Here is a 25293-nt window from a genome sequence, read left to right as displayed (position 1 = left end):
GCGTGGGCGGCGCGCCGCTAGCCGACCTCGGGGAGCTTCGGGCCGAGGAGGTCGTCGGCGTCCACGATCCGGTAGGCGTAGCCCTGCTCGGCCAGGAAGCGCTGGCGGTGGGCGGCGTAGTCGGTGTCCAGGGTGTCGCGGGACACCACCGAGTAGAAGTGGGCCTGCCTGCCGTCGCCCTTGGGGCGCAGCAGCCGGCCCAGGCGCTGGGCCTCCTCCTGCCGCGACCCGAACGTGCCGGACACCTGCACGGCCACCGACGCCTCGGGCAGGTCGATGGAGAAGTTCGCCACCTTCGACACCACCAGCGTGCTCAGCTCGCCCCGCCGGAAGGCGTCGAACAGGGCCTCGCGCTCCTTGTTCTTCGTCGAACCCTGGATCACCGGCGCGTCCAGGGCCTCGCCCAGGTCCTCCAGCTGGTCCAGGTACGCGCCGATCACGAGCGCCGGCTCGCCGGGGTGCCGCCCCAGGATCGCCTTCACCACGGGCAGCTTCGTGCGGGCCGTGGAGCACAGCTTGTAGCGCTCCTCCGGCTCGGCCGTCGCGTACTCCAGGCGCTCGTTGTCGGTGAGGGTGACCCGGACCTCCGTGCACTCGGCGGGCGCGATCCAGCCCTGCGCCTCGATGTCGCGCCACGGCACGTCGTAGCGCTTGGGCCCGATGAGCGAGAACACGTCGCCCTCCTGGCCGTCCTCGCGGACCAGCGTCGCGGTGAGGCCGAGGCGGCGGCGGGACTGGAGGTCGGCGGTCATCCGGAACACCGGGGCGGGCAGCAGGTGGACCTCGTCGTAGACGATCAGGCCCCAGTCGCGCGAGTCGAACAGCTCCAGGTGCTTGTACTCGCCCTTCGACCTGCGGGTGATCACCTGGTAGGTGGCGATGGTGACCGGGCGGACCTCCTTGCGCTCGCCCGAGTACTCGCCGATCTCCTCCTCGGTCAGCGAGGTGCGCGCGATGAGCTCCCGCTTCCACTGGCGACCGGCCACGGTGTTGGTGACCAGGATCAACGTCGTCGCGCCCGCCTCGGCCATGGCCGCCGCGCCGACCAGCGTCTTGCCCGCGCCGCACGGCAGCACGACCACGCCGGAGCCACCCGCCCAGAACGCCTGCGCGGCCCTGCGCTGGTAGTCGCGCAGCTGCCAGCCGTCCTCCTCCAGCTCGATCGGGTGCGCCTCGCCGTCGACGTACCCGGCCAGGTCCTCGGCGGGCCAGCCGATCTTGAGCAGCAGCTGCTTGAGCCGGCCGCGCTCGCTGGGGTGGACGATCACGGTGTCGTCGTCGATGCGCGCGCCCAGCATCGGCTTGACCTTCTTGTGGCGCAGCACCTCCTCCAGCACCGCGCGGTCCAGCGAGGCGAGCGTCAGGCCGTGCGCCGGGTGGTTGGCCAGCTGGAGGCGGCCGAAGCGGCCCATGGTGTCGACCACGTCCACCAGCAGCGGCTGCGGCACCGGGTAGCGGGAGAAGCGGACCAGGGCGTCGACGACCTGCTCGGCGTCGTGGCCGGCGGCGCGGGCGTTCCACAGGGCCAGCGGCGTGACCCGGTAGGTGTGGACGTGCTCGGGGGCCCGCTCCAGCTCGGCGAACGGCGCGATGGCGGTGCGGGCGTCGTCCGACAGCGGGTGGTCGACCTCCAGCAGGAGGGTCTTGTCCGACTGGACGATCAAGGGGCCGTCGGTCACTGGTGCGCACTCCCGTCGATTGGGTACCTCCAGTGTGCCCACCACGTGCAAGTCCGGTGCCCGACCGCGTGTGCGCCTGGTCACGACCCTGGGACTACCTTCTGGGTCGTCACGCGCACCCGTCCAGCGAGGATGATCATGAGCAACGAGCCGAACCAGCCCGCCGAGGACGCGCCGAAGCCCACCCCACGCGGGTCCGCCTCGCCGAACGCGCGGGACGTGCCGCCGGCCGACGCCGAGCGCATCGCCGCCTCCGAAGCCGCCGCCGCGACCGCCGACGGGCCCGGGTTGACGACCCCGGCGTCCACCGGCCTCGGCTCGGGCGCCGGGGAGCCGGAGGTCCGCCCCGAAGCGGGCGCGGGCGCGCGGGAGCAGCCGGTCGCCGGCAACGAGCCCGCCACCCCCGCCGGCCCCACGGCCGTGACCGGCGCCCGACCCGCGCCCTCCGCCGACCCGGTCGCCACCGGGACCGGCGAGCCGGCCGCCGACGAGCCGCCGACCGGGGGCGGGGTGGCCGCCGCGTCCGCCGTCAGCGGTGCGGCGGCCGACGAACCCGCCGGCCGTGCGGGCACGACGGGTGGCGCCGGCTCCGGCGTGGCCGGAGGCGCCGACGCCGGGGTGGCCGGGAATGCCGTTGCCGCCGGTGGCGCTGCTGCCGGCGCCGCTGTTGCCGGTGGCGGCGTGCCGCCCGCCCGTCCGGTCGGCGAGGTGCCGCCCGGCCCCGGCGCCCCGGCGCCCGGCGCCGCGCCCGCCGACTCGATCGACGACTCGATCGCCCCCGGCTCGACGGCGACCCCCGCTTCGACCACCGCCGGCTCGACCAGCTCCGGCGCCACCGCCGCCGGCGGGACCTCCGCGCCCGCGCCCACCCCCGCCGACCCCGGTTCCGCCGCCGTCCCGAAGGCGGGCGACGCGGGCGACCGCGACGACCGGCCGTCCGGGACGGGCAAGAAGGTCCTCATCGTCGCCGCGATCGTCGTGCTGGCCGCCGTGGTCGTGTTCGGCGTGGTCCGGTTGGCGGGCGGCGGTTCGACGGAGGCGGGCGACTGCGTCGACGTCACCTCCGAGTTCGAGGACAACCCCGAGGTCAAGAGCCTCGACTGCGACGACGACCAGGCCTCGTTCAAGATCGGCGCGGTGGTCGACGACATGGAGGCCGCCTGTCCCGAGGAGGGCATCTACTCCGAGGTCGCCGACGGCGACGGCGGCAAGAAGCTGTGCCTGCTGCCGAACATGGTCGAGGGCGCCTGCTACCAGCCCGAGGAGGCCGGCACGGGGTTCGACCAGTCCGAGTGCGCGGGCGCGGAGACGATCAAGGTCACCCGGGTGATCCAGGGCTCCGCCGACCTGGAGGCCTGCCCGGACTCCGCCGGCATGTCCTACCCCCAGCCGCCGGTCACCTACTGCCTCGCGCCGGCCGAGGAGTGAACACGCGCGGGTGAACCCGCTCAAGTCGCGTCGCGACCGCGCCGATGCCCCGGATCATGCGCACGAAGATCCGGTGGGGCGTCGGCGCGGTCGCGGTGGTCATCGCGCTCGCGTTCGCGATGCCGCTGCTCGGCGGCGGTGACGGCGACGCCTCTTCCCCCGGCCCCGCGCCGGGCTCCTGCGGGCGGGTCGAGGGCAACGGCGACAAGGACCGGTACGAGATCGCGGACTGCTCGGACGCCACGGCCGCCGTCAGGGTCGCCAAGGTCGTCGACGAGGCCGCGCAGTGCCCGGCCGGCGCGCCCTACACGACCTTCACCAGCGAGTTCACCCTCTGCCTCATCCCCAACTTCGTCGAGGGCTCCTGCTACGTGCGGGACCCGCGCACCGGCCTGCGCAAGGTCGACTGCGGCGCGGCCGGCGCGGTCCGCGTGCTCAAGGCCACGAAGGGCATCGTGGACTGCGGTGACAAGCCCACGGTCCGCTACCCCGAACCCGAGGTCACCTTCTGCCTGAGCAGCCCCCTGTGACCGGCCGCTGATTCGGCTGCGCCGGGGCGCCGCCCGGAGGTACGTTCCGCTCGCCTACCGAGAGGAACGCAGGTGACCACGCCCCCGAACCAGCCGCCTTACGGCGAGCCCCAGGGCTTCCCGCCACCCCAGCAGCCGGCCTGGGGCCAGCCGTCGCCGCAGGGCTTCCCCGGCCACCACCCCCAGCAGCCCGGCCAGCCCGGCCACCCGCAGCCCGACCAGGCCTACCCGCAGCCCGGCCACCCGCCCGCCGGCCAGGCCCAGGCCTACCCGCAGCCCGGCCACCCCCAGGGCTTCCCGCCGCCCGCCTACCCGCCGCCCGGCCAGACCGGCTACGCGGCCCCGGCCCAGCCCGGCCACCCCCAGCCCGGTCACCCCCAGGGCTACCCCCAGCCCTACGCCCAGCCCGCCCACCCCCCGTACCCGGCGGGCGGCCAGCATTTCCCCCCGCCCAAGAGGGGCCTCTCCCAAGGCGTCAAAGCACTGGTCGGCGTGGTCGTGCTGGGTGTCGCCGGCCTCACGGTCGTGGGCATGATCGGCAACGCCGGCGGTCCCGGCGGCGCGGTGGAGGGCGACTGCCTGAAGATCGACTCGGTGAGCGTGACCGAGTCCGAGGCCGAGCAGGTCGACTGCGGCGCGCCCGAGGCCGCCTTCAAGGTGGCGACCCGCCTGGGCAGCGGCGCCGACGCCTGCCCGGAGGGCGACTACACCGAGTTCTACAGCACCGGCGGTCGCCGCAGCGACGGTTACAAGCTGTGCCTGGTCCTCAACGCGGCGGAGGGCGACTGCTTCAAGCAGGAGGGCACCATTGTGGCGGCCAAAACCACCAAGGTGACCTGCGGTACACCCAACGCTTTCAAGGTCGAGCGGGTCATCGGCGGCAGCGACGAGAACGCGTGCGCGAGCGGTGACACGGTGGTCGTTTACTCGCTCCCGGCAACCACGATCTGCCTCACCCGCGCCTGAATGCGAAAAAAGAGGGGGCCTTCTCGCAATTGAAGGCCCCCTTATGACTCTCCGTCGTTAAGTGGTTCCCGGCGGCAACATGTCGCTGATCTCCAGCCGCTCGGGCAGCACCTCTTCGGTGTCCATCATGTCCGCGACCCGCTGGAGCCGGGCCGGGTTGAGCGACAGCGGGAACGTGCCGATGGACACCAGCGCGGCGGTCTGCTGGTCGACGTCCATGTAGCTGGTGAGGACGTCCTGCACGGACAGCTTGTCGTTCGACGCCGCCTCCTGCGCGTCCCGCAGCACCTGCCGGAACAGGGTGAGCGTGCGCGGGTTGGCCTCGGCGAACTTCTTGCTCGACGCGTAGCCGGACACCGGGAAGTCCTTGGTCGGGCCGATCGCGGTGTCGGCCAGGACGCGGGCGCCCGCGTTGCGCTGCGCCTGGGTGATGAACGGCTCGGTCATCCAGGCCGCGTCCACGGTCCCGGCCCGCATCGCGTCGACCATCTGCTCGAACGGCATCTCCTGGAGCCGGATGCCCTGCTTCTCCACGCCGGCGGTCCGCAGCATGGTCGTCGTGGTCAGGGCGCCGATGTTCCCCAGCGTGTTCACGGCGATGCGCGGCGAGGCCAGCTTGTCCGGGCTGTCGTAGGCGTTGTCCAGGGTGACCAGCGCCATCGTGTTCGAACCGGCCTGGTAGGCCTCGCCCTGGAGCTGGAGCTGGGTGCCCTCGGCGAACGCGCGGAGCAGGTTGACGTGGCTGCCCCAGGTGATGTCCAGGGTGGTGTCGAGCTGCTTGATGCCCTCGGTCTCGTCGCCGACCGTGACCAGCTGCACCTGGAGGCCGGCGCGCTCGAACAGCTTCTCGTTCAGGGCGAGCCGCAGCGGTGCGACGTCCACCACGGGCAGGACGCCGATGCGCAGCGTGTTGCGCTCCACCTCGGGGCGGTCGTCACCGTCGGTGCCGGGCAGCAGTCCGCACGCCGTCAGGGTCGCGGCACACGCGAACAACGCTGCCGCACGTCGCAGAACACGCGCTGGGGTAGGCATGGCACCTCTCGCCTGGATGACCTCGTGCAGCGGGGTCTTTTTGATCAACGAATATTTCGACGCACTTGTCGATGCGGGGGATGGTAACCACCCAGAGGTATGAAACGACAGCCCTGCTCCGATACGGTGAGTGCTTCCGGAGTCTTCCCCGGGGCAGGGGTCGCGCACTACGCTGCCGGCCGGTGGCACCGGTCGTTGCGGACGGTCGTGCCCCTGTGCGGGGGAGGGGTGCCTAGCCGGCACCACCCCTCCTGTGCTGCAATTCGGCCCTAATTCAGAGTCCATGCTTCGGTCCTTGGGGAGAGGCCGGGGAACCACTGCTGTCGGAAGAGGAAGCCCAGGGTGGCCCGTCGAGAGAGAGGTCCCAGCCAGTCAGGCGTGGGGATTCCACCGCGCTCGGAAAGCCCCGGAACGGGTGACGGACTGGCTGCGCTGAGTGATGGAACTGTGACCGAGTCCCCGGGTGCCGGCCCCAGCACCGAAGCGCGCGAGCAGCAGGCGCGCCCCGCCGCGTGGCGGCTGCGCAACTGGCGGCTGCCCACCAAGCTGGCGGCCGTCCTGCTCATCCCCACCGTGGCCGCGCTCGCCCTGGGCGGGCTGCGGGTGCAGTCCGACCTCACCGACGCGACCGAGTTCAACCGCCTGGCCAACCAGATCCAGCTGGAGGCGGCCGTCGCGGACCTGGTGCAGCAGCTCCAGCGCGAGCGGGACCTGAGCGCCAGCCACGTGGCCTCCGGCAAGGAGCTGGACCGCGTCGTGCTCGACCGGCAGCTGCGCCGCGTCAACGACGAGATCGACGCGCTCAACGGCCGCATCCTGGAGCTGAGCGGCGACCTGGAAGAGGACGTGGTCACCCGGTTCCACCGGGCGTCGGACCAGCTCAACCGGCTCAACAGCCTCCGCAACGCGGTCCGCGACACCCAGTACCCGTCCGACGCGGTGCTGCGCACCTACTCCGAGTCGGTGGAGAGCCTCCTCGACCTCGGCGAGCAGGCCATCGCGGGCATCAACCACCCCGAGCTGGTGCGGCTGCACCTGGCCACCAACGCCATCGCCCGCATCAAGGAGCAGGAGTCGCGCAAGCGCGGCATCATGCTCGACGTCTTCCAGCGCGGCACGTTCAGCGCGGGCCAGCAGCGCCAGCTGCTCGCGGCCAACGCCGAGCTGGACGCCGCCCGCAACGACTTCCGCAAGTCCGCGACCCCCGACCAGGCCAAGATCTACGACGACACGGTCACCGGTCTGATCGTCGACACCGCGAACGACATGCAGGAGACGGCGCTCAACCTGGCCGGCGCGGGCCGCAACCTGGAGACGCTGCGCCCCGAGAAGTGGGACATCGCCTCCACGCTGACCGTGAACCTCACCCGGGACGTGGAGGTCCTGCTCCTGGAGCAGCTCCAGAGCCGCACCAACGAGCTGACCGGCTTCGCCCGCGCCGCGGCGTTCCGCGACTCCGGCATCGTGCTCGGCGCGCTGCTGCTGGCCCTGGTCATGGCGCTGTTCGTGGCCCGGTCGATCCTCAACCCGCTGCGCGTGCTGCGCCGCACCGCCCTCCAGGTCGCCGATCGCGGCCTGCCCGAGGCGGTCGGGGCGATCCTGAAGGCCCCGAACCCCGAGGAAGCCGCCAAGACGGCCATCGCGCCGGTGCCGATCACCACCCGCGAGGAGGTCGGCCAGGTCGCCCGCGCGTTCGACGCGGTGCACGGCGAGGCGGTGCGGCTGGCCGCCGAGCAGGCGCTGCTGCGCGACAACGTCAACTCGATGTTCGTCAACCTGTCCCGCCGCTCGCAGGCCCTGGTCGAGCGCCAGCTGAACCTGATCGACCGGCTGGAGCAGGACGAGCAGGACCCCGACCAGCTGGCCAGCCTGTTCGAGCTGGACCACCTCGCCACCCGGATGCGGCGCAACAGCGAGAACCTGCTGGTCCTCTCCGGCACCGACCTGTCGCGCCGGCTCACCCGCCCCGTGCCGGTGGCCGAGGTGCTCGGCGCCGCGGTGTCCGAGGTCGAGCAGTACGCCCGCGTGCAGGTCGGCCAGGCGCCGGAGCTGACCGTCCAGGGCCGCGCGGTCAACGACCTCGTGCACCTGATCGCGGAGCTGCTGGACAACGCCACCGTGTTCTCGGACCCGGTGACCAAGGTCACCGTGCGCACGGCCCGCACCCGCAAGGGCGAGCTGGCCGTCGAGATCCAGGACCGCGGCGTCGGCATGGGCGAGCAGGAGATCAACGACGCCAACGAGCGGCTGGCCGACCCGCCGGACGTGGACGTGTCGGTGTCCCGCCGGATGGGCCTGTACGTGGTCGCGCGGCTGGCCAAGCGCCACGACATCCGGGTGCGGCTGCGCCCCAACGAGGACATCGAGGGCGGCACCACCGCGCTCGTGCTGGTGCCCGAGACGCTGGTCCAGCAGCCCGGCGCGCCGATGGAACCGCCGCCCCCCGCGTTCGGCGGCGGCAACTCGGCGCAGCGCGCGTCCGGCATCGCCGGCGCGTTCGGCCTCGGCGGCTCGACCCGCCCCGACGACGAGCCGAGCTTCCCCAGCTTCCCGAGCCTGCCCCGGGTCGAGGACGAGCAGCCCGCGTTCCCGGTGAGCCTGGTGCGCGGCGAGGGCGAGCACGACGCGGCGCGCCTGCCCGCGTTCGGCGAGGCGCCGGTCGCCGAGGCGCCGGCCGAGACCTCGCAGGAGATCTCCCAGCCGTGGCTGCCCGCGTCCGACGCGCGCGACGCGGAGCACGAGCCGTCCGGGTCGTTCGGCGAGCCGACCCTGTTCACCGCCTACGAGGACCGCGACGGGCACGACCCGGCCTACGAGCACGGGTTCGAGACCGCGCAGTTCGCCGCGGCGGTGGACGCGAACTTCGACGCGAAGCCGGACGTGACGCCCGCCGCGGGGTTCGGCGCGGACTTCACCGCCGACGAGCCGGGGCCCGCGCACCGCAACGGCACCTCGCCCGTGCCCGCCCGGCCCGCCGACGTCGAGCTGGACGCGCCCACCGAGCGGCTGCCGATCTACGAGGCGGTCCTGTCGCAGTGGTTCCAGGCCGTGGGCAGCGAGACCTCCGCGGCCACCGCGCAGGCCGTGCCGCCCGCCGTCGAGCCCGAGGCGGCGGCGCCCCTGCCGACCCGTCGGTCCAGGTCCGCGACCCCGGAGGCGCCCGCCGAGCAGGCGCCGACCGGGTTCGGGCGGACCGCGCCGGGCCGGGACGCCTCCGGCTTCGCCGACCCGGCGATCGGCGACACCTCCTACGTCGACCCCGGCGACGCGCTCGCGCAGCGCGGCACCCTCGACGTGAGCCAGAACGGCAACGGGCTGCCCGAGCGCGACGCCGAGAACGGCACGCCTACCCTGATCGGGGGTGGGTTGCCCAAGCGGCAGCCCGGCTCGCCCAACAACCTGCCCAAGCGCGCTGCGGAGGTGTCCCGCGTGACCGAGCCCGAGCCGGTCGCCGACCCCGGACCGGGGGACGCCGAGTCGGTGTGGCAGTCGCCTGCCGACGAGGGTTGGCAGGCGGCGCAGTCCTTGCTGAACAAGGCCCCCGAGACCAAGACGGAGGCGGGTTTGCCCAAGCGGGTGCCCAAGGCCCAGCTCGTGCCCGGATCGGCCGCGCCGAAGCCCCAGGCGGAGCGCCAACCGCAGCGGCCCCCGCTGCCACCACGATCGGCTGACGCGATCCGTGGACGCATGTCGAGTCTTCAGCAGGGCGTCCGTCGAGGGCGACACGCGTTGATCGACGCTTACGCTGGTGACATGTCGAGCCGGCAAGACGAGGAGCAGGAGTGACGACCGCAGCTCAGCCAGGAAGCTTTGGTTGGCTTATCACCGACTTCGTGCGCCGGGTTCCCGGTGTAGCGCATTCCGTGGTCGTGTCCGCCGACGGGCTTCTGCTCGCCGGCTCGCAGGGCCTGCCCCGCGACCGCGCCGAACAACTGTCCGCCGTGGCCTCCGGCCTGGTCAGCCTCACCCAGGGCGCAGCCCGCTGCTTCGAAGCGGGTGTGGTCAACCAGACGGTGGTCGAGATGGAACGGGGCTACCTGTTCCTGATGTCGATCAGCGACGGGTCGTGCCTGGCCGTGCTCGCGGCGCCCAACTGCGACATCGGCCTGGTCGCGTACGAGATGACCCTCCTGGTCGAGCGCGTGGGCCAGCAGCTGACCCCGGAGCTGCGCGCGCAGCTCCAGGGCGTGGTTCGGCGGTAGTCCTCATGAGATCGTGGGGGTGAAGGTAAATGGCTGAACGATCTGGTGCCGGCGGCCGCCGCTTCGGTAGGAACTTCAACTACCAGGAGTGGGCGGTCGGCGGCTTCCGATTCGCTGAGCCGGATGCCGACCCCGCACAGGACGAGGAAGCCGAGGACGCACCGAACTCGTGGTCGGGCCGCCGGTCGGAGCGGGCACCGGGACCACCGCGGGTCGAAGGCACAGGGCAGGGGCAAGGCGACATGTCACAGCGTGAGGTTGACGACTCGTCGTACGACTACGACGACGTCCCCAACCGGTTCGACATCGACGGGTACGGCAGCGGGCTGTTCGGGGGTCCGGGCGCAGACCTGTTCGGTGCCCACGGCCTGCCCGACAGCGTGCCGGAACAGGTGCCGTACACGACCGGTCCGCAGCCGGTCGTGCGACGGCAGGAACCCACCCCGGAACCGTCCGAGGAGTCCGGTTCGCTGGTCCGCCCGTACACCCGCACCGGCGGGCGCACCCGACCCGATTACGACCTGGCCATCGAGGCGCTGGTGTCCACCAGCGAGAAGGGCCTGGACCGGGAGGCGGCGGTGCTGCCCGAGCACCGGTCCATCTGCGGGCTGTGCACCGACACCAGGTCGGTGGCCGAGGTCGCCGCGCACCTGCGCCTGCCCCTGGGCGTCGTGCGGGTGCTGATCGGCGACATGGCGAGCATGGGTTTGGTTTTGATTCACCAGGGCGGCTTGGTCGTTGGGGACCGGCCTTCCATTGAATTCCTTGAGAGGGTGCTCAGTGGGCTTCGCAGGCTCTAGCCCCAACGCGGCCGAAGGCGCGCGGAAGCCGACGACCTCCGCGAAGATCGTGGTGGCGGGCGGGTTCGGCGTGGGCAAGACGACGTTCGTCGGTTCCGTGTCGGAGATCGTTCCGCTGACCACCGAAGCGGTGATGACCGAGGCCAGCGCCGGGGTCGACGACCTCTCGGCCACGCCGAACAAGGTCACGACCACGGTGGCCATGGACTTCGGCCGGGTGTCGCTGGACCAGGACCTGATCCTGTACCTGTTCGGCACACCGGGCCAGCACCGGTTCTGGTTCATGTGGGACGACCTCGTGCGCGGCGCCATCGGCGCGATCGTGCTGGTCGACACCCGCAGGCTGGCCGACGCGTTCGCCTCGATCGACTTCTTCGACGACCGGCAGCTGCCGTACGTGGTCGGCGTGAACTGCTTCGACGGGTTGCTGCACCACCGCATCGAGGACGTGCGGGAGGCGTTGACCATCGACCAGTCCGTGCCGATAGTGACGTGCGACGCCCGCAACCGGCAGTCCACGAAGCAGACGCTCATCACGCTGGTGGAGCACGCCATGCGCCAGTGGATGTCGGTGCGCGCGGGCTGAGGGCCCCCGCGGTCCTCGCGCCGGTGGCCGGCTGACCCCGACCACCGGCGTTGCCGCACGTCCACGGCAAGGCCCTGGCCTGACTCGGGGTCGTCCACGGCACGGCTCGGCAGAGGCCGTCCACGGCCCGGTGCCCGGCGCCTACGGCCGGGTGTCGTCCTCGACCAGCGCCGCGGACGTGATGCGGTGCAGCGGGAAGCGGCGCACCTCGCCGTAGCTGACGTCCACGCCCTCCAGCACGCCGCCGCCCACCACCTGCGGCGTGATGACGCGGCGGGCCGCCGTGCCGTGGCCGTCGACGAAGTCGACCAGCACGTTGCGGCCCTGCCTGGCGGCCTGCTGGAGCAGGGCGAGCGTCGCCGACGGTCCCGCGCCCAGGTTGCCGGGCACCGACACCCTCGTGCCGCCCGCCGTGGTCGCCGCGCGGTCGCCCGCCCGGACCAGGCGGACCAGCTCGCCCAGCTGCTCGTCCGACGGCGGGGTGGGCGGCGCGGGCCTGCGGCGGCCCTTGCCCGCGATCCGGCGGCCCCGTTCGCGCAGGTCGAGCACCCGGCCGTCCGGGCCCTCGGCGGCGGGCGCGAACCCGGCGGCCCGCAGCGCGTCCAGCACCTCGGCCAGCGGCAGCGGGCTGACCAGCACGGTCGGCGCGATCCGGCGCAGCTCCAGCCGCTCGGCGGTCGGGTGCGCGAGCACCTCGGCGACCAGCACCGGGTCGTCGCAGCGCAGGAACGACCCGGCCGCGCCGCCGCGCAGCCTGCCGTGCTTGCGGGCCGCGTCGTCGATCAGGTAGGTCAGGGACTGCGGCACCGGGGTGCGCGACCGCGACCGGAACAGCTCGTGCAGGTCGGCGGCGCTGCGGCCGGCGTCGAACGCCCGGCGCACCGAGCTCTCGCGCACGCGGTAGACGGTGGCGCCGCCCGCCGACTCGACGTCCGCGACCAGCTCGATCTCGTCGGCCAGCTCCGGGTCGAGGCGGCCGGGTGCGACGACGGTCAGGTCGGCCTGCACCAGCACGTGGTCCACGGGTGCGGGCAGCGCGTCGCCGAGGCGCTTGGCGGCCGGGCCGGGGCCCTCGGTGAGCAGGGTGCGGCCCTGGGCGGTGATGGCGTTGAGCGCGAGCACGCCGACCTGGGTGCCCTCCTCCACGGTCCAGCGGACCAGCTCGTCGCGCAGGCGGCCGCCGTGGCGGGGGGCGCGCCAGGCCAGCACGGCGGCCAGCTCGTCCGGGTCGGTGATCGCGACGCCCGGGTCGAGGGCGGCCAGGGCCTCCAGGGCGCGCCTGCGGTCCTTGGGCGCGGCCGGGCGGTTCAGCTCGGGCGCGAGGGGGTTGAGCAGGCGGTCGCGGTCGTCGCGCCGGCCGATGAGGCCGGGCAGGCGGGGCAGGTCGATCCACGCCTGGGCGAGCGCGACCCACCGGTGCTCGGGCGCGGCCACCAGCCAGGCGTCGGCCTGGGTGGTCGGCACCCACTCCGGTTCGGTCCCCTCGCTGTCGGCGACCAGGCCCGCGTTGACGACCAGCTCGACCAGCAGCGCGGCGCGGCGCTCGTCGGCGTCCAGGTCCTTGGCGAGCTTGCGCAGGTCGCGCACGCCGAGACCGCCGGACCGCAGCACCGGGGGCGGTTCGTCCGACCAGCTCTTGAGCAGCGCCTCGACGTGGCGGGACAGCTCCAGCGCCACGCCGCCGCCCGTGCGGTCCACGGTGGCGGGCTCCCGGTCGGTGGTGCCCAGCGGCGGCTCGTCCACCCGCACGTCGCCCAGCGGCCGGTCGCCGCGCACCTTCAGGCCGATCTCGCGGGGCAGTTCGACGGTCAGCGAGTCGCGGCGCACCAGCAGCCCCCTGGCCAGCAGCTTCTGGATCGGCGTCCTGGCGTTGGCGAGCGAGACGACGTGGGCCGCGTCCTTGGTCTGCCCGACCGGCGGCCCGGCGGCGAGGGCCCGCAGCACGCGCCGCTCGTCCTCGGGCAGCTCGTCCACCTCGACGTCGGCCAACCCCGGCACCGACCGCCCGAGCCCGCACGGGAAGGCGCCGACCGCGTCCCGGGTGGCGGGGGACGCGGAGATCGCCTGGTCGTCGCCCCACAGCAACGCCCGCTCCCGCAACACCCCGACCGCGACCCGAACGCCGCCCAGCCCCTCGCCACCACCTCGGAACAGCGCGTCCACCCGCTCGACCGGCACGGGCGACAGATCCGCGTCCAACACCAGCAGCGCTTCCAGCACCGTCAGCGTGAACGTGTCGAGGTCCTCGCAGGCCCGAGCCACCGAAGCCCGCGACCCGATCCGGGTGGCCAGCACGGCCGTGTCGGCCGGCGGCGGCGTGGCCAGGTCCGGCCGCGCGCGCAACAACGCCACGAGCGCGGCGTCCTCCCGCGCCCGCAGCCACTCGGCAAGGGTGACGCCGGACATCCCCACCACGGTATATGCCACCCCCCACCCCACCTCCACCCCCCACGCGTGTCCTCCACTCCGACACCGCGTGTCCTCCACCCGGACACCGCGTGTCCTCCACTCCGACACCGCGAGTCGTGCGTTCAGGACCATCGTGTCGTACGTCCAGGACCCCTGAGTTCAACACTCGCGCACCCCGCCCGACCAGCCGCTCCGGTCCTGAACGCTGAACTCGCCGGTCCTGGACGTACGACTCGTGATGCTTGAACGTACGACTCGCGATGTCTGAGTGGAGGACACGCGCGGGTTGGGTGGTGGGTGGGCGGTTCGAGGGTGCGGCGGACGGTTAGGTATCGCACAAGTGACGCGTCTCTCGGATTTCGGTCCCGGCACCGCCGGCCGACCGGAACGGCCCGGTGAGGCACACTTGACCCGACGCAGGCAACACCGAGGAGGAACCGTGGCCAAGGCCCGCCCCGAGCGCATCGACCCGAACTGGCCGGAGCCGCCCGCGGACGGCAAGTACGCGGTCAGCGAGCTGGCCGCCGACGTCCAGGGCGCGCTGTCCCCGTTCGGCAAGGTCACCTTCCCCCTGCCGGTCGAGGACCTCGGCTACCACCACCCGGTGACCGAGATCAACCGGTAGCGCAGGCCGGCGACCCACTAACACACGGACGCGCGCGGTGAACGAGCCGCGCGCGTTCCGCAATTCTGCCGGGACTACGCTCAACGGCCTCTTGAGCTGCGCAGTCCTGGGAGGTTCGCCGTGCCGGTCCCCGGCCCTGGTTACTCGATCACCGTCCGCCTGGAGGCCCCGCCGTCGGCGTCGGCCGCGGGCGACCTCGCCTCGGCGGTCGGTCGGGCCGGTGGGGTCATCACCGCGTTCGACGTCGTCGAGTCGCACAGCGACCGGGTGATCATCGACCTCACCTGCAACGCCCTGTCGGCCAACCACGCCAAGGACATCACCGACACCCTCGGCCTGCTGCCGGGCGTCGCGGTCCGCAAGGTGTCCGACCGGACGTTCCTGGTCCACCTCGGCGGCAAGATCGAGATCTCGTCCAAGGTGCCGCTGCGCAACCGCGACGACCTCTCCCGCGCCTACACGCCCGGCGTGGCCCGCATCTGCCAGGCCATCGCGGAGAACCCCGACGACGCCCGCCGGCTCACCATCAAGCGCAACACCGTCGCCGTGGTCACCGACGGCTCGGCCGTGCTCGGCCTGGGCAACCTCGGCCCGGCCGCCGCGCTGCCGGTGATGGAGGGCAAGGCCGCGCTGTTCAAGAAGTTCGCGGGCGTGGACGCCTGGCCGGTGTGCCTGGACACCCAGGACACCGAGGAGATCATCCGCGCGGTCGAGCTGATCGCCCCCGTCTACGGCGGCATCAACCTGGAGGACATCGCCGCGCCCCGCTGCTTCGAGATCGAGGCGAGGCTGCGGGAGAAGCTGGACATCCCGGTCTTCCACGACGACCAGCACGGCACCGCGATCGTCGTGGTCGGCGCGCTGCGCAACGCCCTGCGCGTGGTCGGCAAGAAGATCGACGACTGCAAGATCGTGGTCTGCGGCGTGGGCGCGGCGGGCAGCGCGATCATCCGGCTGCTGCTCAAGCAGGGCCCCGGTGACGTGGTCGCGGTCGACGTCGACGGCATCGTGCACCGCGACCGGCCCGGCCTGGACGACAACCTGAAGTCGATCGCGGCCGCCACGAACAGGTCCAACGTCAGCGGCCGGCTGCACGACGCGCTGGTCGGCGCGGACGTGTTCATCGGCGTGTCGGCCCCGAACCTGTTCGGCGCCGAGCAGGTCGCCACGATGAACCCCGACGCGATCGTGTTCGCGCTGGCCAACCCGGACCCGGAGATCGACCCGATGGAGGCGCAGAAGCACGCCGCCATCGTGGCCACCGGGCGCAGCGACTTCCCGAACCAGATCAACAACGTGCTGGCGTTCCCCGGCGTGTTCCGGGGCCTGCTGGACGCCAACGCGCACTCCATCACCGACTCGATGCTGCTGGCCGCGGCGAACGCCATCGCGGACGTGGTGGACGGCGACCGGCTCAACGCCTCGTTCATCGTGCCCAGCGTGTTCGACAGCACGGTGGCGCCGGCGGTGGCCGAGGCGGTGCGGAAGGCGGCGACCGGGGCGGCCTGAGCCCGGCGGCGCGCCGGCCTGGGCCCGGCGGGTGGTCGGGTGCGGCCTAGCATCGCCGGTATGAGCGAGCACCTCACGCACGTCGACGCCACGGGCGCGGCGCGCATGGTCGACGTCTCCGGCAAGGAGCCGACCACGCGCGCCGCGGTCGCCTCCGGCGTGTTGCGCACGACCGGGGAGGTGGTGGCGCTGCTCGTCCGCGACGGCCTGCCCAAGGGCGACGCGCTGGCCACCGCCCGCATCGCCGGGATCATGGCCGCGAAGCGGACCTGGGAGCTGGTGCCGCTGTGCCACCCGATCGCGCTGTCGGGCGTGACCGTGGACCTGGCGCCGGGCGAGGCGGAGGTGCGCATCACGGCGACCGTCCGCACGACCGACCGCACCGGCGTGGAGATGGAGGCGCTGACCGCGGTGACCGTGGCGGGCCTGACGCTGCACGACATGGTCAAGGCGGTCGACCCGGCGGCGCAGCTGGACGCCGTGCGGGTGGAGCGCAAGGAAGGCGGCAAGACCGGCCTCTGGGAGCGCCCGTGAGGCGCGCGAGGGTGGTCACGGCGTCCAACCGCGCGTCCGCCGGGGTCTACGAGGACCGCTCGGGGCCGGTGATCGTGGCGTGGCTGCGGGAGCGGTCCTACGACGTGCCGGACGCGGTGGTGGTGCCGGACGGCGAGCCGGTGGCCGAGGAGCTGCGGCGGGCCGTGGCGGACGGCGTGGCGGTGGTGGTGACCACCGGCGGCACGGGCGTCAGCCCGACCGACCGCACCCCGGAGGCGACCCGCTCGGTGCTGGACTACGAGGTGCCGGGCGTGGCGGACGCGATCCGCCTGGCGGGGTGGCCGCGCGTGCCCACGGCCGTGCTGTCGCGCGGGGTGGCGGGTGTCGCGGGCCGCACGTTCGTGGTGAACCTGCCGGGGTCGACCGGCGGGGTGCGCGACGGCTTGGACGTGCTCGGGACCGTGCTGGAGCACGCGGTCGACCAGGTGGCCGGAGGTGATCACGCGTGACGGAGGTCCTGCGCGCGACCGTCAGCGGCGAGCCGCTGTCGGTGGGCGAGCACGCGGAGCTGGTGGAGCACGCCGCCGCCGGCGCGGTGGTGACCTTCGCCGGCGTGGTCCGCGACCACGACGGCGGCCGGTCGGTGCGCGAGCTGGAGTACGTCGGCCACCCGACGGCCGCCGCGGTGGTGGCCGAGGTCGTCGCGGACGTGGTGGCGCGGTTCGGCGGGGTGCGGGCGGTGGCCGTGTCGCACCGGGTGGGCGCGCTGGCGATCGGGGACGTGGCGCTGGCGTGCGCGGTGTCGGCCGATCACCGCCGCGAGGCGTTCGACGTGTGCTCGGAGCTGGTCGACGAGGTGAAGCGCCGGCTGCCGGTGTGGAAGCGGCAGGTGTTCGCCGACGGCAGCGACGAGTGGGTCAACATGCCGTGAGACGGCCCAGGGCCCGACCGCCGAGGGGAAGGCGGTCGGGCCCGTGCCGGCTCACGCCGACCGGATCGCGGGGTCCGGGATCACTTGGTGGCGATCTTGTGGCCCGGCATGATCAGGTCCGCGTTCGGGATGAAGTCCTTGTTCAGCTCGTGCAGCGCGGTCCAGCCGCCCTCGACCTTGAGCTCGTCGGCGATCTTCGACAGGGTGTCGCCCGCCTTGATCTCGTAGTCGCCCTCGGGGTTGCTGGTCGGCAGCGCCACCACGACGGGGGCGGGGGCGGCCTGCTGCACCGGGGCCGACGTCCGCTGCTGCTGGACCGGGGCCTGCTGGACCGGGGCCTGCTGCTGGACGGGGGCGGGCCGCGCCGGGGCCGCCGCGCCGCCGCCGAGGCCCTTGGGGCCGCAGACGGGCCAGGCGCCGATGCCCTGCGTGCGCAGGACGTTCTCGGCCACGCGGATCTGCTCCTCGCGGGAAGCCTGGTGGGGCATGCCGCTGCCACCATTGGCCGTCCACGTGGACGGCAGGAACTGGAGACCGCCGTAGTAGCCGTTGCCGGTGTTGATGCTCCAGTTGCCACCGCTCTCGCACGCGGCGACCGCGTCCCAGTTCACGCTCTGGGCGTTCGCGGTGCCGGCGGCCAGGCTCAGCGGGGTGCCGACGATGACGCCGGCGACGGCGACCTTCGCGATGCCGCGGGCCGCGGTGCTGGTGGTGGTGGTCGTGCGGTGCTTGCCTCGGTAAGAAGCCATTTCCCTCTCAGCCCGTCGCACCTGCTCGGGCGGTCCGGGTTCGGGGCCCGGGAATCGCCCAGCTTTCCTGTCCGGCGGAGTTCTCTCGCTCGGGGGGTGTTCCCGGGGGCCGGTGGACAGGTTCGGTGCGTGGCGTCCCGGGTCGTGCTCGTGGTCGGTCGGGGCCAACCGAGGAGCGACGGTACGTAACCGGGGGAGCTCACGCCAAACGAATCGAGCTGTGATCGACGTCACCGTAACGCTATGGGGTGACCCCCCGACTGCACCGTTTAGCCAGGTCAGAGCACCGTTATCGGTCTGTTTCCATTCCGAGATCGGCCGCAATAAATCACGTTAAGTGAGGTCTGGCTCACGTGTTAATCCATCCGGGGAGGGGCTGTCAGCCTCCGGCGAAGGGCGGCAACACATCGAGTTGTGACCCCGACCACACCGTCGTGTCAGGATCGCGGACCGCCACGCCGTCCAGGAGGAAGCTGCACGCGGGCAGCACGCGCTTCACCCGATCGCCGTGCCGGTCGCGCACCGCCGCGAGCACCGAGGCCACCGTGGGGGCCTCGTCGGGCAGCTCGAAGCTCTCGTCCGCCACGCCCACCGCCGCCCGCGCGCCCGCGAAGTACCGCACCGTCAGCCGCAACTCACCCTCCGATCGCGCTCATGGGCCGGTCGGGCTGGCTGAACCCGGCCGAGTTGATGCCGTGCCCGGCGGCCTTCGCCCACGAGTTCGCGCGCCACAGGTCCGCGACCTCCTCGTCCGGCGCGCCACCGCGCAGCAGGGCCCGCAGGTCCGTCTCCGACTGGCTGAACAGGCAGTTCCGCACCTGGCCGTCGGCGGTGAGCCGGGTCCGGTCGCACGCCGCGCAGAACGGCCGCGTCACCGACGCGATGACGCCGACCGCGGCCGGCCCGCCGTCCACCAGCCACCGCTCGGCGGGCGCGCCACCGCGCTCGCCGGGTGCGGGCGCCAGCGAGAACTCCGCCCGCAGCGCCGTCAAGACCTCCTCCGCGGTCACCATGCCGTCCCGGTCCCAGCCGTGCTGCGGGTCCAGCGGCATCTGCTCGATGAACCGCAGGTGGTAGCCGTGCTCCAGGCAGAACCGCAGCAGCGGCACGGCCTCGTCCTCGTTCACCCCGCGCATCAGCACCGAGTTGACCTTGACCGGGGCCAGTCCCGCCCGTCGGGCCGCGGCCAGGCCCGCGAACACGTCGTCCAACCGGTCGCGCCTGGTCAACCGTGTGAACCGGGCCGGGTCGAGGGTGTCGAGCGACACGTTCACCCGGTCGAGGCCCGCGGCCACCAGCCCGGCGGCCCGCTTCGCCAAGGTCAACCCGTTCGTGGTCATCGAGATCCGCGGCCGGGGAGCCATCGCGGCCGTGGCCGCCACCACGTCGTCCAGGTTCGGCCGCAGCAGCGGCTCGCCGCCGGTGAAGCGGACGTCGGTCACGCCGAGCCGGGTCACCGCGATGCCGATCAGCCTGACCAGCTCGTCGTCGGTGAGCAGGTCCGGCTTCGGCAGCCAGTCCAGGCCCTCGGCGGGCATGCAGTAGGTGCAGCGGAGGTTGCAGCGGTCGGTCAGCGACACGCGCAGGTCGGTCGCCGCCCGGCCGAACCGGTCGACCAGCAGCGGTGAGGCCGGACGTGCCGACGCGTCCGGGGTGGCGCGCACGACGGGGATCCCCAACTCGACGGCTGTCACCTGCCCCAGGGTAATCGGGGCCGGTCCGTGCTCACCGGAAATCGCGGCGGCGGCGTCCCGGGGCCCGGACGACGGTGCCGTGACCGGCGCGCCGGCCGCTAAATTGCCTGCCATGACCAGTGAGCACGACGTTCCCGTCGACGAGCTGGAGCGGTTCGGCGCCTACGCGCGGGAAGCCGGTGAGCTCGCCGCCACCCTGCACGTCCGGGCCGCCGAGCGGATGGGCCTGTCACCCACCGACGGCAAGTGCCTCGACCTCGCCGCGCGCGCCGAGGGACCCGTCACGGCGGGCCGGATCGCCGAGCTGTCCGGGTTGTCCACCGGCGCGGTGACCGGCGTGATCGACCGGCTGGAGCGCGCCGGGTACGTCCGCCGCGTCCGCGACCCGCACGACCGGCGCAAGGTGCTCGTCGAGGTCGTGCCGGGCGACGAGGACCGGTTCACCCAGCTCTTCGAGGGTTCGCGGCGGACGCTGCGCGAGGTGCTGTCCCGGTTCAGCCCCGACGAGCGGGCCGTGCTGGAGCGGTACCACCGGGAGCTGGTCGAGGCGTTCCGGCAGCGCGTGGCGGGGGGCTGAGCCGGCAGCATGTCGCCCATGGCCGCTCAGTGGAACTACCTGATGGACATGGACGGCGTCCTCGTGCACGAGGAGCACCCGATCCCCGGCTCGGCCGAGTTCGTCGCCGAGCTGACCGCGAACGCCATCCCGTTCCTGGTCCTCACGAACAACTCCATCTACACGCCGCGCGACCTGCGCGCCCGGCTGTCCCGGACCGGCCTGGAGGTGCCGGAGGCGGCGATCTGGACCTCCGCCCTCGCCACCGCGCGGTTCCTCGACTCGCAGCGGCCCGGCGGCTCGGCGTTCGTGATCGGCGAGGCCGGCCTGACCACCGCGCTGCACGAGATCGGGTACGTGCTCACCGACCGCGACCCCGACTACGTGGTCCTCGGCGAGACCCGCACCTACAGCTTCACCGCCATCACCAAGGCGATCCGGCTGGTGGAGGAGGGCGCCCGGTTCATCGCCACCAACCCCGACGCGACCGGCCCGTCGCGCGAGGGCTCGCTGCCCGCCACCGGCGCCGTCGCCGCGCTGATCGAGCGCGCGACCGGCCGCGAACCGTACTACGTGGGCAAGCCGAACCCGCTGATGATGAGGTCCGCGCTGCGGGCGCTCGGGGCGCACTCGGAGAACACCCTGATGATCGGCGACCGGATGGACACCGACGTGCGCTCGGGCCTGGAGGCGGGGCTGCGCACGATCCTCGTGCTGTCCGGCATCTCCGCCGAGTCGACGGCCGAGCTGTACCCGTTCCGGCCGACGCGGGTGCTCAAGTCGATCGCCGAGCTGGTCGGCTCCTCGCACGACCCGTTCCCGGAGGACGAGCCGAACCCCGTGTGAGCGGCCGGTCCGCCGGAATTGTCGTACCCCGGCGCTAGCGTGCCGGCATGGGTATCGACCACATCGCCGTCACCGAGGCGTACAGCGAGTCCTTCACCGAGGCCGTGACCGGCAACCCCGGCGCGGCCGTGCCGAGCTGTCCCGGGTGGACGGTGGACGACCTGGTGGCGCACCTGGCCGAGGTGCAGTCGTGGTGGATGCTGGTGCTGCTGGCCCGGGGCGGCGTGCCGGACGAGGACGCCGCGCGGCGGGCCGCCGACCCGGGGCCCGACCGGGTCGAGGGGTGGCGGGAGATCAGCGCCCGCTACCTGGCGGTGCAGCGGGAGTACCCGCCGGACACGCCGGTGTGGGTGTGGTGGAACGACGAGGAGCGCGCCACGGCGGCGGACGTGGCCTGGCGGCAGGCGCACGAGGCGGTGGTGCACTGCTGGGACGCGTGGAACGCGGTGGGGCGGGTCGAGCCGATCCCGGCTGAGCTGGCGGCCGACGGGGTGGGCGAGTTCCTGGACCGCTTCCTGCACGGGCCGGAGTGGGCCCGCGGGCCGCTGGTGGTGGAGCTGGTGGCGACCGACACGGGTGACCGGTGGCTGGTCGGCGCCGGTGGCGGTGAGGGCGGCGGTGCAGGCGAGCCCCGGAGGGTGGCCGGGGGTGAGCCGGGCGCCCGGGTGTCGGGCACGGCCGAGCAGCTCTACCTCCTGTTGTGGCGTCGCGTGGCGCGGGAGGAGGTGACCGTGACGGGTGACGAGGCCGGCGTGGAGGCGCTGTTGGCCTGGCCGCGGTTGAGCTAGCCGGGTTCGGGTTCGGTTTGGCTGGGCTGGGCTGCGGTCGAAGCAGGTTGAAGGCTGTCCTGGTCGGGTATGAGCTGCGGGTGGGCATGGGTGGGACTGCTGCGGTCGGGACGGGGCGCTGGTGGGGCGCGCTGAAAACCGTCGCGGCCCGGGTCGGTGAACGCGTGGCGGAGCCGTGGCGTCACGGCGGGCCACCGTCGGCTCACCCCCGCGGGGGAGGCGGGGCGGTCAGGCCGAAGTCGCCCGGCCGGCCACTGATCGACTTTTGGGCAGCGCCCCCTCATGTCGCCTATCGTCGCAGTGTGGAACGACCGCTCTTCGTGGTCGGCGATGTGCACGGGCACCTCGCCGAGCTGACCCGCGCCCTGCACGCCTCGGGCCTGGTCGACGCCGACGGCAACTGGTCCGGTGGTGAGGCGGAGCTGTGGTTCCTCGGCGACTTCGTCGACCGCGGCCCGGACGGCATCGGGGTGATCGAGTTCGTGATGCGCCTCGCCGAGCAGAGCGGCGGCCGGGTCGACGCGCTGGTCGGCAACCACGAGGTGCTGCTGCTGGGCATGCACCGCTTCGGCGACGAGAACGTCCCGGGCGCACCGACCCCGCGCAGCTTCGCCCGCAGCTGGCTCCTCAACGGTGGCCTGCGCAGCGACCAGGACCGCCTCACCGACGACCACATCGACTGGCTCACCAGCCGCCGGGTGCTCGCCGAGGTCGACGGCCACCTGCTGATGCACTCCGACACCCTCGCCTACCTGGAGTGGGGCGCCACCATCGACGAGGTCAACCGGGCCGTCCGGGGAGTGCTCAAGGGCGACGACCTCGAACAGTGGTGGGAGTGCTGGCGCAAGATGACCACCCGCTACGCCTTCCGCGGCCCGGACGGGGCCGCCGTGGCCGCCGAGCTGCTGGAGGTGCTGGGCGGTCACGAGGTGGTGCACGGGCACAGCGTGATCGCCGACCAGCTGGGCGTGGCGCCGCAGCAGATCGACGGGCCGCTGCGCTACGCCGACGACAGGGTCCTGGCCGTCGACGCGGGCCTCTACAGCGGCGGGCCGTGCCTGGTGGTGCGGCTGGACGACGCGGGCCCTGCCGAGGAGCCGGACGCCGACGAGCCGCACGCCGGTGAGTCGGATGTCGACAAGTCGGATGCCGATGAGCCGGACGCCGGCGAGTCGGACACGGCCGAGCCGGAGGCCGGCGAGCGGGCGGACGCCGGACAGCCGGGCGGCAGCTGAGCCCCCGCCCGGCGTGATCAGGTCGCCCGGGTGCCCGGGTGCCCGGGTGGCTCTGGCGGCCGGGTTGCTCAGGGCGCCGGGACGATCTCCTTGCCCAGCGGCACCAGCGACACCGGCACGAGCTTGAAGTTCGCGATGCCCAGCGGGATGCCGATGATCGTCACGCACAGCGCGATGCCGGTCACCACGTGGCCGATGGCGAGCCAGATGCCCGCCACCAGGATCCAGATGATGTTGCCGAGCAGCGACGGCGTGCCCGCGCCCGGCCGGTCCACCACGGTGCGACCGAACGGCCACAGCGCGTAGTTGGCGATGCGGAACGACGCCAACCCCCACGGGATCGTGATGATCAGCACGCAGCACACGATCCCCGCGAGCACGTACCCGACGGCCAGCCAGAAGCCGCTGAGCACCAGCCAGATCACGTTCAGGATGAGCCTCACCCGTCCATCTTGCCCGATTAAGCTGCGCGCTCGTGGTGAACCAACTCCGCTGGGGCGTCGTGGCAACGGGCGGCATCGCCGACGTCGTCACCGGCGACCTCCGCCTGCTGCCCGACGTCGAAGTCCTCGCCGTGTCGTCCCGAGCGCTGCCCAAGGCCGAGGCGTTCGCGGCCAAGCACGGGATCGCGCGCGCCTACGGCGACTACCGCGACCTGCTCGCCGACCCCGACGTGGACGTGGTCTACGTCGCGACGCCGCACGTCCAGCACCACGAGGTGACCCGGGCGGCGTTGGAGGCGGGCAAGCACGTGCTGTGCGAGAAGCCCGCCACGCTGACCTCGGCGGGTCTCCAGGACGTGGTGGACCTGGCGCGCGAGCGCGGCCTGTTCCTGATGGAGGCCATCTGGACCCGGTTCAACCCGCTGGTCGTCGAGCTGGGCGAGCTGGTCCGGGCGGGCGAGATCGGCGAGGTCCGGTCGGTCCGGGCCGACTTCGGCTTCCCGCTGCCGCACGACCCGGGGCACCGCCTGTGGAACCGGGAGCTGGGCGGCGGTTCGCTGTTCGACCTGGGCATCTACCCGGTGTCGTTCGCGCACCTGCTGCTGGGCGAGCCGGACGTCGTCCACGCGCACGGGTCGCTGGTCGGCGGTGTGGACGCGGAGCTGGGCGTGCTGCTCGGCTACGAGGGCGGCGCCCACGCGCTGCTGGGCTCGTCGCTGCGCAGCCCCCTCAAGGACGGCGCGGTCGTGTACGGCACGGAGGGCCTCGTCGAGCTGCCGGAGGCGATGTACAACCCGAGCCGCATCATCGTCAACGGCGAGGAGCGCCGGCACGAGCAGGAGGGCGCGGGTTACGTGCCGCAGCTGCGCGAGGTCGTGCGGCGCGTGCGGGCGGGGGAGACGGAGAGCCCGTCGATGACGCTGGACGAGTCGCTGGCGATCATGCGCACCATGACGCGCGCCGCCGAGCAGGTCGGCCTGACCTACGGGGACCTGGAAGCCCGGTAGCCGGGCCACGCCGGGGCGCGACCACCTCCACGGCACGCTCGCCCGACTTCGCCCGACTTCGCCCGATCCAGCCTGACCCAACCCGACCAGCCTGACCTGGCCCGACCAGCCTGACCGCGCTCGATCTGGCCCGACCTAGCCTGACCTCGCCCGGCCGAAATTGTCGTACCCCCTCGGTAAGATCAAAGCAGGGGTCCCCTTGCGGGGGACCCCTGCTGGTCCTGGGCTCGCCGCTCCGGGCGAGGCGGCAGCAGGGCCAGCGTCACCAGCACCACCGCGTCCACGCTCCGGTTCCCCGGCGTCAGCAGGTGGCTCAGCGCCACCCGCACGACGGTCTCCGCGACCAGCTGCACCCGCTCCGCCGCCACCCCCGACCAGTTGCCGCTGATGTGCTGCGCGAACACCGCCGTCGCCAGGGTCAGCACCGGCTGCCCCTTGGTGGTCAGGAACGGCAGCATGTCCTCGGCGTTCGCCCCGTTCAGCACCGATTTCGCCAGCGGGTCCCGGCCGGCCAGGTCGAACGCGAACGTGATCGCCCGCCGCAGGCCGTCGACCGGGTCGGCGGCCGACGCGAGGCGTTCGCGCACGCCGTCCAGGAACTCGGCCGTCTTGTGCAGCGCGACCGCCTGGACCAGTCGCTCCTTGTTGCCGAACTCGTTGTAGACGGTCTGCCTGCTCACGTCGGCCCTCGTGGCGACGTCCACCATGCGCAGGCCGCGGGAACCGTGTTCGGCGACGAGGTCCACGGCCGCTTCCAGCAGGGACCGGGTGAGTTCCGTCACG

24 protein-coding genes and 1 pseudogene are annotated in these 25293 nt (G+C 73.1%); 17 read left to right on the top strand and 8 right to left on the bottom strand.

The annotated features are described in order from the left end of the window. Positions 1 to 17: 17 nt before the first annotated feature. Positions 18 to 1679 carry a DNA repair helicase XPB gene (locus ABD223_RS01540; RefSeq protein WP_344033970.1) on the bottom strand — a complete coding sequence of 554 codons (1662 nt, stop codon included), beginning with the start codon at positions 1677 to 1679 and terminating at the stop codon, positions 18 to 20. Between the two features lie 138 nt (positions 1680 to 1817). Between ABD223_RS01540 and ABD223_RS01535 the strand changes: the two genes are divergently transcribed. From ABD223_RS01535 to ABD223_RS01525, 3 genes are all read left to right on the top strand, one after another. Then, complete coding sequence (locus ABD223_RS01535; protein WP_344033969.1) at positions 1818 to 3107, top strand: LppU/SCO3897 family protein; 1290 nt, start codon at positions 1818 to 1820, stop codon at positions 3105 to 3107. Between the two features lie 56 nt (positions 3108 to 3163). Further along, positions 3164 to 3637: an LppU/SCO3897 family protein gene (locus tag ABD223_RS01530; RefSeq protein WP_344033968.1), complete on the top strand. Its 474-nt coding sequence runs from the start codon at positions 3164 to 3166 to the stop codon at positions 3635 to 3637. Between the two features lie 72 nt (positions 3638 to 3709). Next, positions 3710 to 4603 (top strand): LppU/SCO3897 family protein, encoded by an 894-nt coding sequence (locus ABD223_RS01525; protein WP_344033967.1) that lies wholly within the window; start codon positions 3710 to 3712, stop codon positions 4601 to 4603. A 57-nt stretch (positions 4604 to 4660) separates the two neighbouring features. On the opposite strand, the gene ABD223_RS01520 is transcribed toward ABD223_RS01525, so the two are convergent. Next, positions 4661 to 5596 carry an ABC transporter substrate-binding protein gene (locus ABD223_RS01520; RefSeq protein ID WP_344033966.1) on the bottom strand — a complete coding sequence of 312 codons (936 nt, stop codon included), beginning with the start codon at positions 5594 to 5596 and terminating at the stop codon, positions 4661 to 4663. 486 nt (positions 5597 to 6082) lie between these two features. On the opposite strand from ABD223_RS01520, the gene ABD223_RS01515 reads away from it, so the two are divergent. From ABD223_RS01515 to ABD223_RS01500, 4 genes are read left to right on the top strand one after another with little or no spacing between them, the layout of a single operon-like run. Beyond that, positions 6083 to 9421 carry a nitrate- and nitrite sensing domain-containing protein gene (locus tag ABD223_RS01515; protein ID WP_344033965.1) on the top strand — a complete coding sequence of 1113 codons (3339 nt, stop codon included), beginning with the start codon at positions 6083 to 6085 and terminating at the stop codon, positions 9419 to 9421. After that, positions 9418 to 9837 (top strand): roadblock/LC7 domain-containing protein, encoded by a 420-nt coding sequence (locus ABD223_RS01510; RefSeq protein WP_344033964.1) that lies wholly within the window; start codon positions 9418 to 9420, stop codon positions 9835 to 9837. The genes ABD223_RS01515 and ABD223_RS01510 overlap by 4 nt, the downstream gene beginning before the upstream one ends. 29 nt (positions 9838 to 9866) lie before the next feature. Then, entirely contained in the window at positions 9867 to 10637 is a 771-nt protein-coding gene (locus ABD223_RS01505; RefSeq protein ID WP_344033963.1) for a DUF742 domain-containing protein, read from the top strand. Beyond that, the gene (locus ABD223_RS01500) at positions 10618 to 11223 is read left to right on the top strand and encodes a GTP-binding protein (RefSeq protein ID WP_033432210.1); all 606 of its coding nucleotides are present in this window, start codon (positions 10618 to 10620) and stop codon (positions 11221 to 11223) included. The genes ABD223_RS01505 and ABD223_RS01500 overlap by 20 nt, the downstream gene beginning before the upstream one ends. Positions 11224 to 11364: 141 nt before the next feature. Here ABD223_RS01500 and ABD223_RS01495 read toward each other — a convergent pair whose 3' ends face one another. Continuing rightward, on the bottom strand, positions 11365 to 13629 hold the full coding sequence (locus ABD223_RS01495) for a helicase-associated domain-containing protein (RefSeq protein WP_344033962.1): 2265 nt from the start codon (positions 13627 to 13629) through the stop codon (positions 11365 to 11367). 442 nt (positions 13630 to 14071) lie between these two features. On the opposite strand from ABD223_RS01495, the gene ABD223_RS01490 reads away from it, so the two are divergent. From ABD223_RS01490 to ABD223_RS01470, 5 genes are all read left to right on the top strand, one after another. Then, positions 14072 to 14257 carry a hypothetical protein gene (locus ABD223_RS01490; protein WP_344033961.1) on the top strand — a complete coding sequence of 62 codons (186 nt, stop codon included), beginning with the start codon at positions 14072 to 14074 and terminating at the stop codon, positions 14255 to 14257. A gap of 120 nt (positions 14258 to 14377) precedes the next feature. Next, entirely contained in the window at positions 14378 to 15766 is a 1389-nt protein-coding gene (locus tag ABD223_RS01485) for an NAD-dependent malic enzyme (protein WP_344033960.1), read from the top strand. A gap of 60 nt (positions 15767 to 15826) precedes the next feature. Next, a complete protein-coding gene (gene moaC / locus ABD223_RS01480) occupies positions 15827 to 16300 on the top strand; it encodes a cyclic pyranopterin monophosphate synthase MoaC (protein WP_344033959.1) in 474 nt (157 codons plus the stop codon). Next, positions 16297 to 16770: a MogA/MoaB family molybdenum cofactor biosynthesis protein gene (locus tag ABD223_RS01475; protein ID WP_344033958.1), complete on the top strand. Its 474-nt coding sequence runs from the start codon at positions 16297 to 16299 to the stop codon at positions 16768 to 16770. Before moaC ends, ABD223_RS01475 begins: the two co-directional genes overlap by 4 nt. Next, positions 16767 to 17192, top strand: coding sequence for a molybdenum cofactor biosynthesis protein MoaE (locus ABD223_RS01470; protein WP_344033957.1), 426 nt, complete (start codon positions 16767 to 16769; stop codon positions 17190 to 17192). Before ABD223_RS01475 ends, ABD223_RS01470 begins: the two co-directional genes overlap by 4 nt. 80 nt (positions 17193 to 17272) lie before the next feature. Here the strand turns inward: ABD223_RS01470 and ABD223_RS01465 are convergent, their stop codons facing one another. The 3 genes from ABD223_RS01465 to moaA form a co-directional block, all read right to left on the bottom strand. Further along, positions 17273 to 17941: a transglycosylase family protein gene (locus tag ABD223_RS01465; protein ID WP_344033956.1), complete on the bottom strand. Its 669-nt coding sequence runs from the start codon at positions 17939 to 17941 to the stop codon at positions 17273 to 17275. Positions 17942 to 18320: 379 nt separating this feature from the next. Continuing rightward, a complete protein-coding gene (locus ABD223_RS01460) occupies positions 18321 to 18575 on the bottom strand; it encodes a MoaD/ThiS family protein (protein WP_344033955.1) in 255 nt (84 codons plus the stop codon). Between the two features lies 1 nt (position 18576). After that, positions 18577 to 19635 carry a GTP 3',8-cyclase MoaA gene (moaA, locus tag ABD223_RS01455; protein ID WP_380646373.1) on the bottom strand — a complete coding sequence of 353 codons (1059 nt, stop codon included), beginning with the start codon at positions 19633 to 19635 and terminating at the stop codon, positions 18577 to 18579. Positions 19636 to 19747: 112 nt separating this feature from the next. Between moaA and ABD223_RS01450 the strand changes: the two genes are divergently transcribed. The 4 genes and pseudogenes from ABD223_RS01450 to ABD223_RS01435 form a co-directional block, all read left to right on the top strand. Beyond that, the gene (locus ABD223_RS01450) at positions 19748 to 20212 is read left to right on the top strand and encodes a MarR family winged helix-turn-helix transcriptional regulator (RefSeq protein ID WP_344033952.1); all 465 of its coding nucleotides are present in this window, start codon (positions 19748 to 19750) and stop codon (positions 20210 to 20212) included. Positions 20213 to 20230: 18 nt separating this feature from the next. Then, entirely contained in the window at positions 20231 to 21037 is an 807-nt protein-coding gene (locus ABD223_RS01445; protein ID WP_344033950.1) for an HAD-IIA family hydrolase, read from the top strand. A 47-nt stretch (positions 21038 to 21084) separates the two neighbouring features. After that, entirely contained in the window at positions 21085 to 21825 is a 741-nt protein-coding gene (locus ABD223_RS01440) for a maleylpyruvate isomerase family mycothiol-dependent enzyme (protein WP_344033948.1), read from the top strand. 302 nt (positions 21826 to 22127) lie between these two features. Next, a pseudogene (locus ABD223_RS01435) lies at positions 22128 to 22898 on the top strand (metallophosphoesterase); the annotation flags it as partial. A gap of 230 nt (positions 22899 to 23128) precedes the next feature. On the opposite strand, the gene ABD223_RS01430 reads toward ABD223_RS01435, so the two are convergent. Next, entirely contained in the window at positions 23129 to 23503 is a 375-nt protein-coding gene (locus ABD223_RS01430) for a YccF domain-containing protein (RefSeq protein WP_344033947.1), read from the bottom strand. Between the two features lie 32 nt (positions 23504 to 23535). Here ABD223_RS01430 and ABD223_RS01425 point away from each other — a divergent pair, with 32 nt between their 5' ends. Then, positions 23536 to 24510 (top strand): Gfo/Idh/MocA family protein, encoded by a 975-nt coding sequence (locus tag ABD223_RS01425; RefSeq protein ID WP_344033946.1) that lies wholly within the window; start codon positions 23536 to 23538, stop codon positions 24508 to 24510. A gap of 182 nt (positions 24511 to 24692) precedes the next feature. On the opposite strand, the gene ABD223_RS01420 is transcribed toward ABD223_RS01425, so the two are convergent. Then, positions 24693 to 25292 carry a TetR/AcrR family transcriptional regulator gene (locus ABD223_RS01420; RefSeq protein WP_344033945.1) on the bottom strand — a complete coding sequence of 200 codons (600 nt, stop codon included), beginning with the start codon at positions 25290 to 25292 and terminating at the stop codon, positions 24693 to 24695. Position 25293 lies beyond the last annotated feature (1 nt).

The organism is Saccharothrix xinjiangensis (assembly GCF_039527585.1).
GTDB classification, from domain to species: Bacteria; Actinomycetota; Actinomycetes; order Mycobacteriales; family Pseudonocardiaceae; genus Actinosynnema; species Actinosynnema xinjiangensis.
Note: the sequence above shows the minus strand (reverse complement) of the source record. Positions and strands in the feature narration are given on the sequence as shown.

Excerpts from the sequence above, each read along its gene's own strand:
- ABD223_RS01535 (WP_344033969.1), top strand. The coding sequence starts at position 1,818 with ATGAGCAACGAGCCGAACCAGCCCGCCGAGGACGCGCCGAAGCCCACC.
- ABD223_RS01530 (WP_344033968.1), top strand. The coding sequence starts at position 3,164 with ATGCGCACGAAGATCCGGTGGGGCGTCGGCGCGGTCGCGGTGGTCATC.
- ABD223_RS01505 (WP_344033963.1), top strand. The coding sequence starts at position 9,867 with ATGGCTGAACGATCTGGTGCCGGCGGCCGCCGCTTCGGTAGGAACTTC.
- ABD223_RS01495 (WP_344033962.1), bottom strand. The coding sequence starts at position 13,629 with ATGTCCGGCGTCACCCTTGCCGAGTGGCTGCGGGCGCGGGAGGACGCC.
- moaC (WP_344033959.1), top strand. The coding sequence starts at position 15,827 with ATGAGCGAGCACCTCACGCACGTCGACGCCACGGGCGCGGCGCGCATG.
- ABD223_RS01465 (WP_344033956.1), bottom strand. The coding sequence starts at position 17,941 with ATGGCTTCTTACCGAGGCAAGCACCGCACGACCACCACCACCAGCACC.
- ABD223_RS01450 (WP_344033952.1), top strand. The coding sequence starts at position 19,748 with ATGACCAGTGAGCACGACGTTCCCGTCGACGAGCTGGAGCGGTTCGGC.
- ABD223_RS01445 (WP_344033950.1), top strand. The coding sequence starts at position 20,231 with ATGGCCGCTCAGTGGAACTACCTGATGGACATGGACGGCGTCCTCGTG.
- ABD223_RS01440 (WP_344033948.1), top strand. The coding sequence starts at position 21,085 with ATGGGTATCGACCACATCGCCGTCACCGAGGCGTACAGCGAGTCCTTC.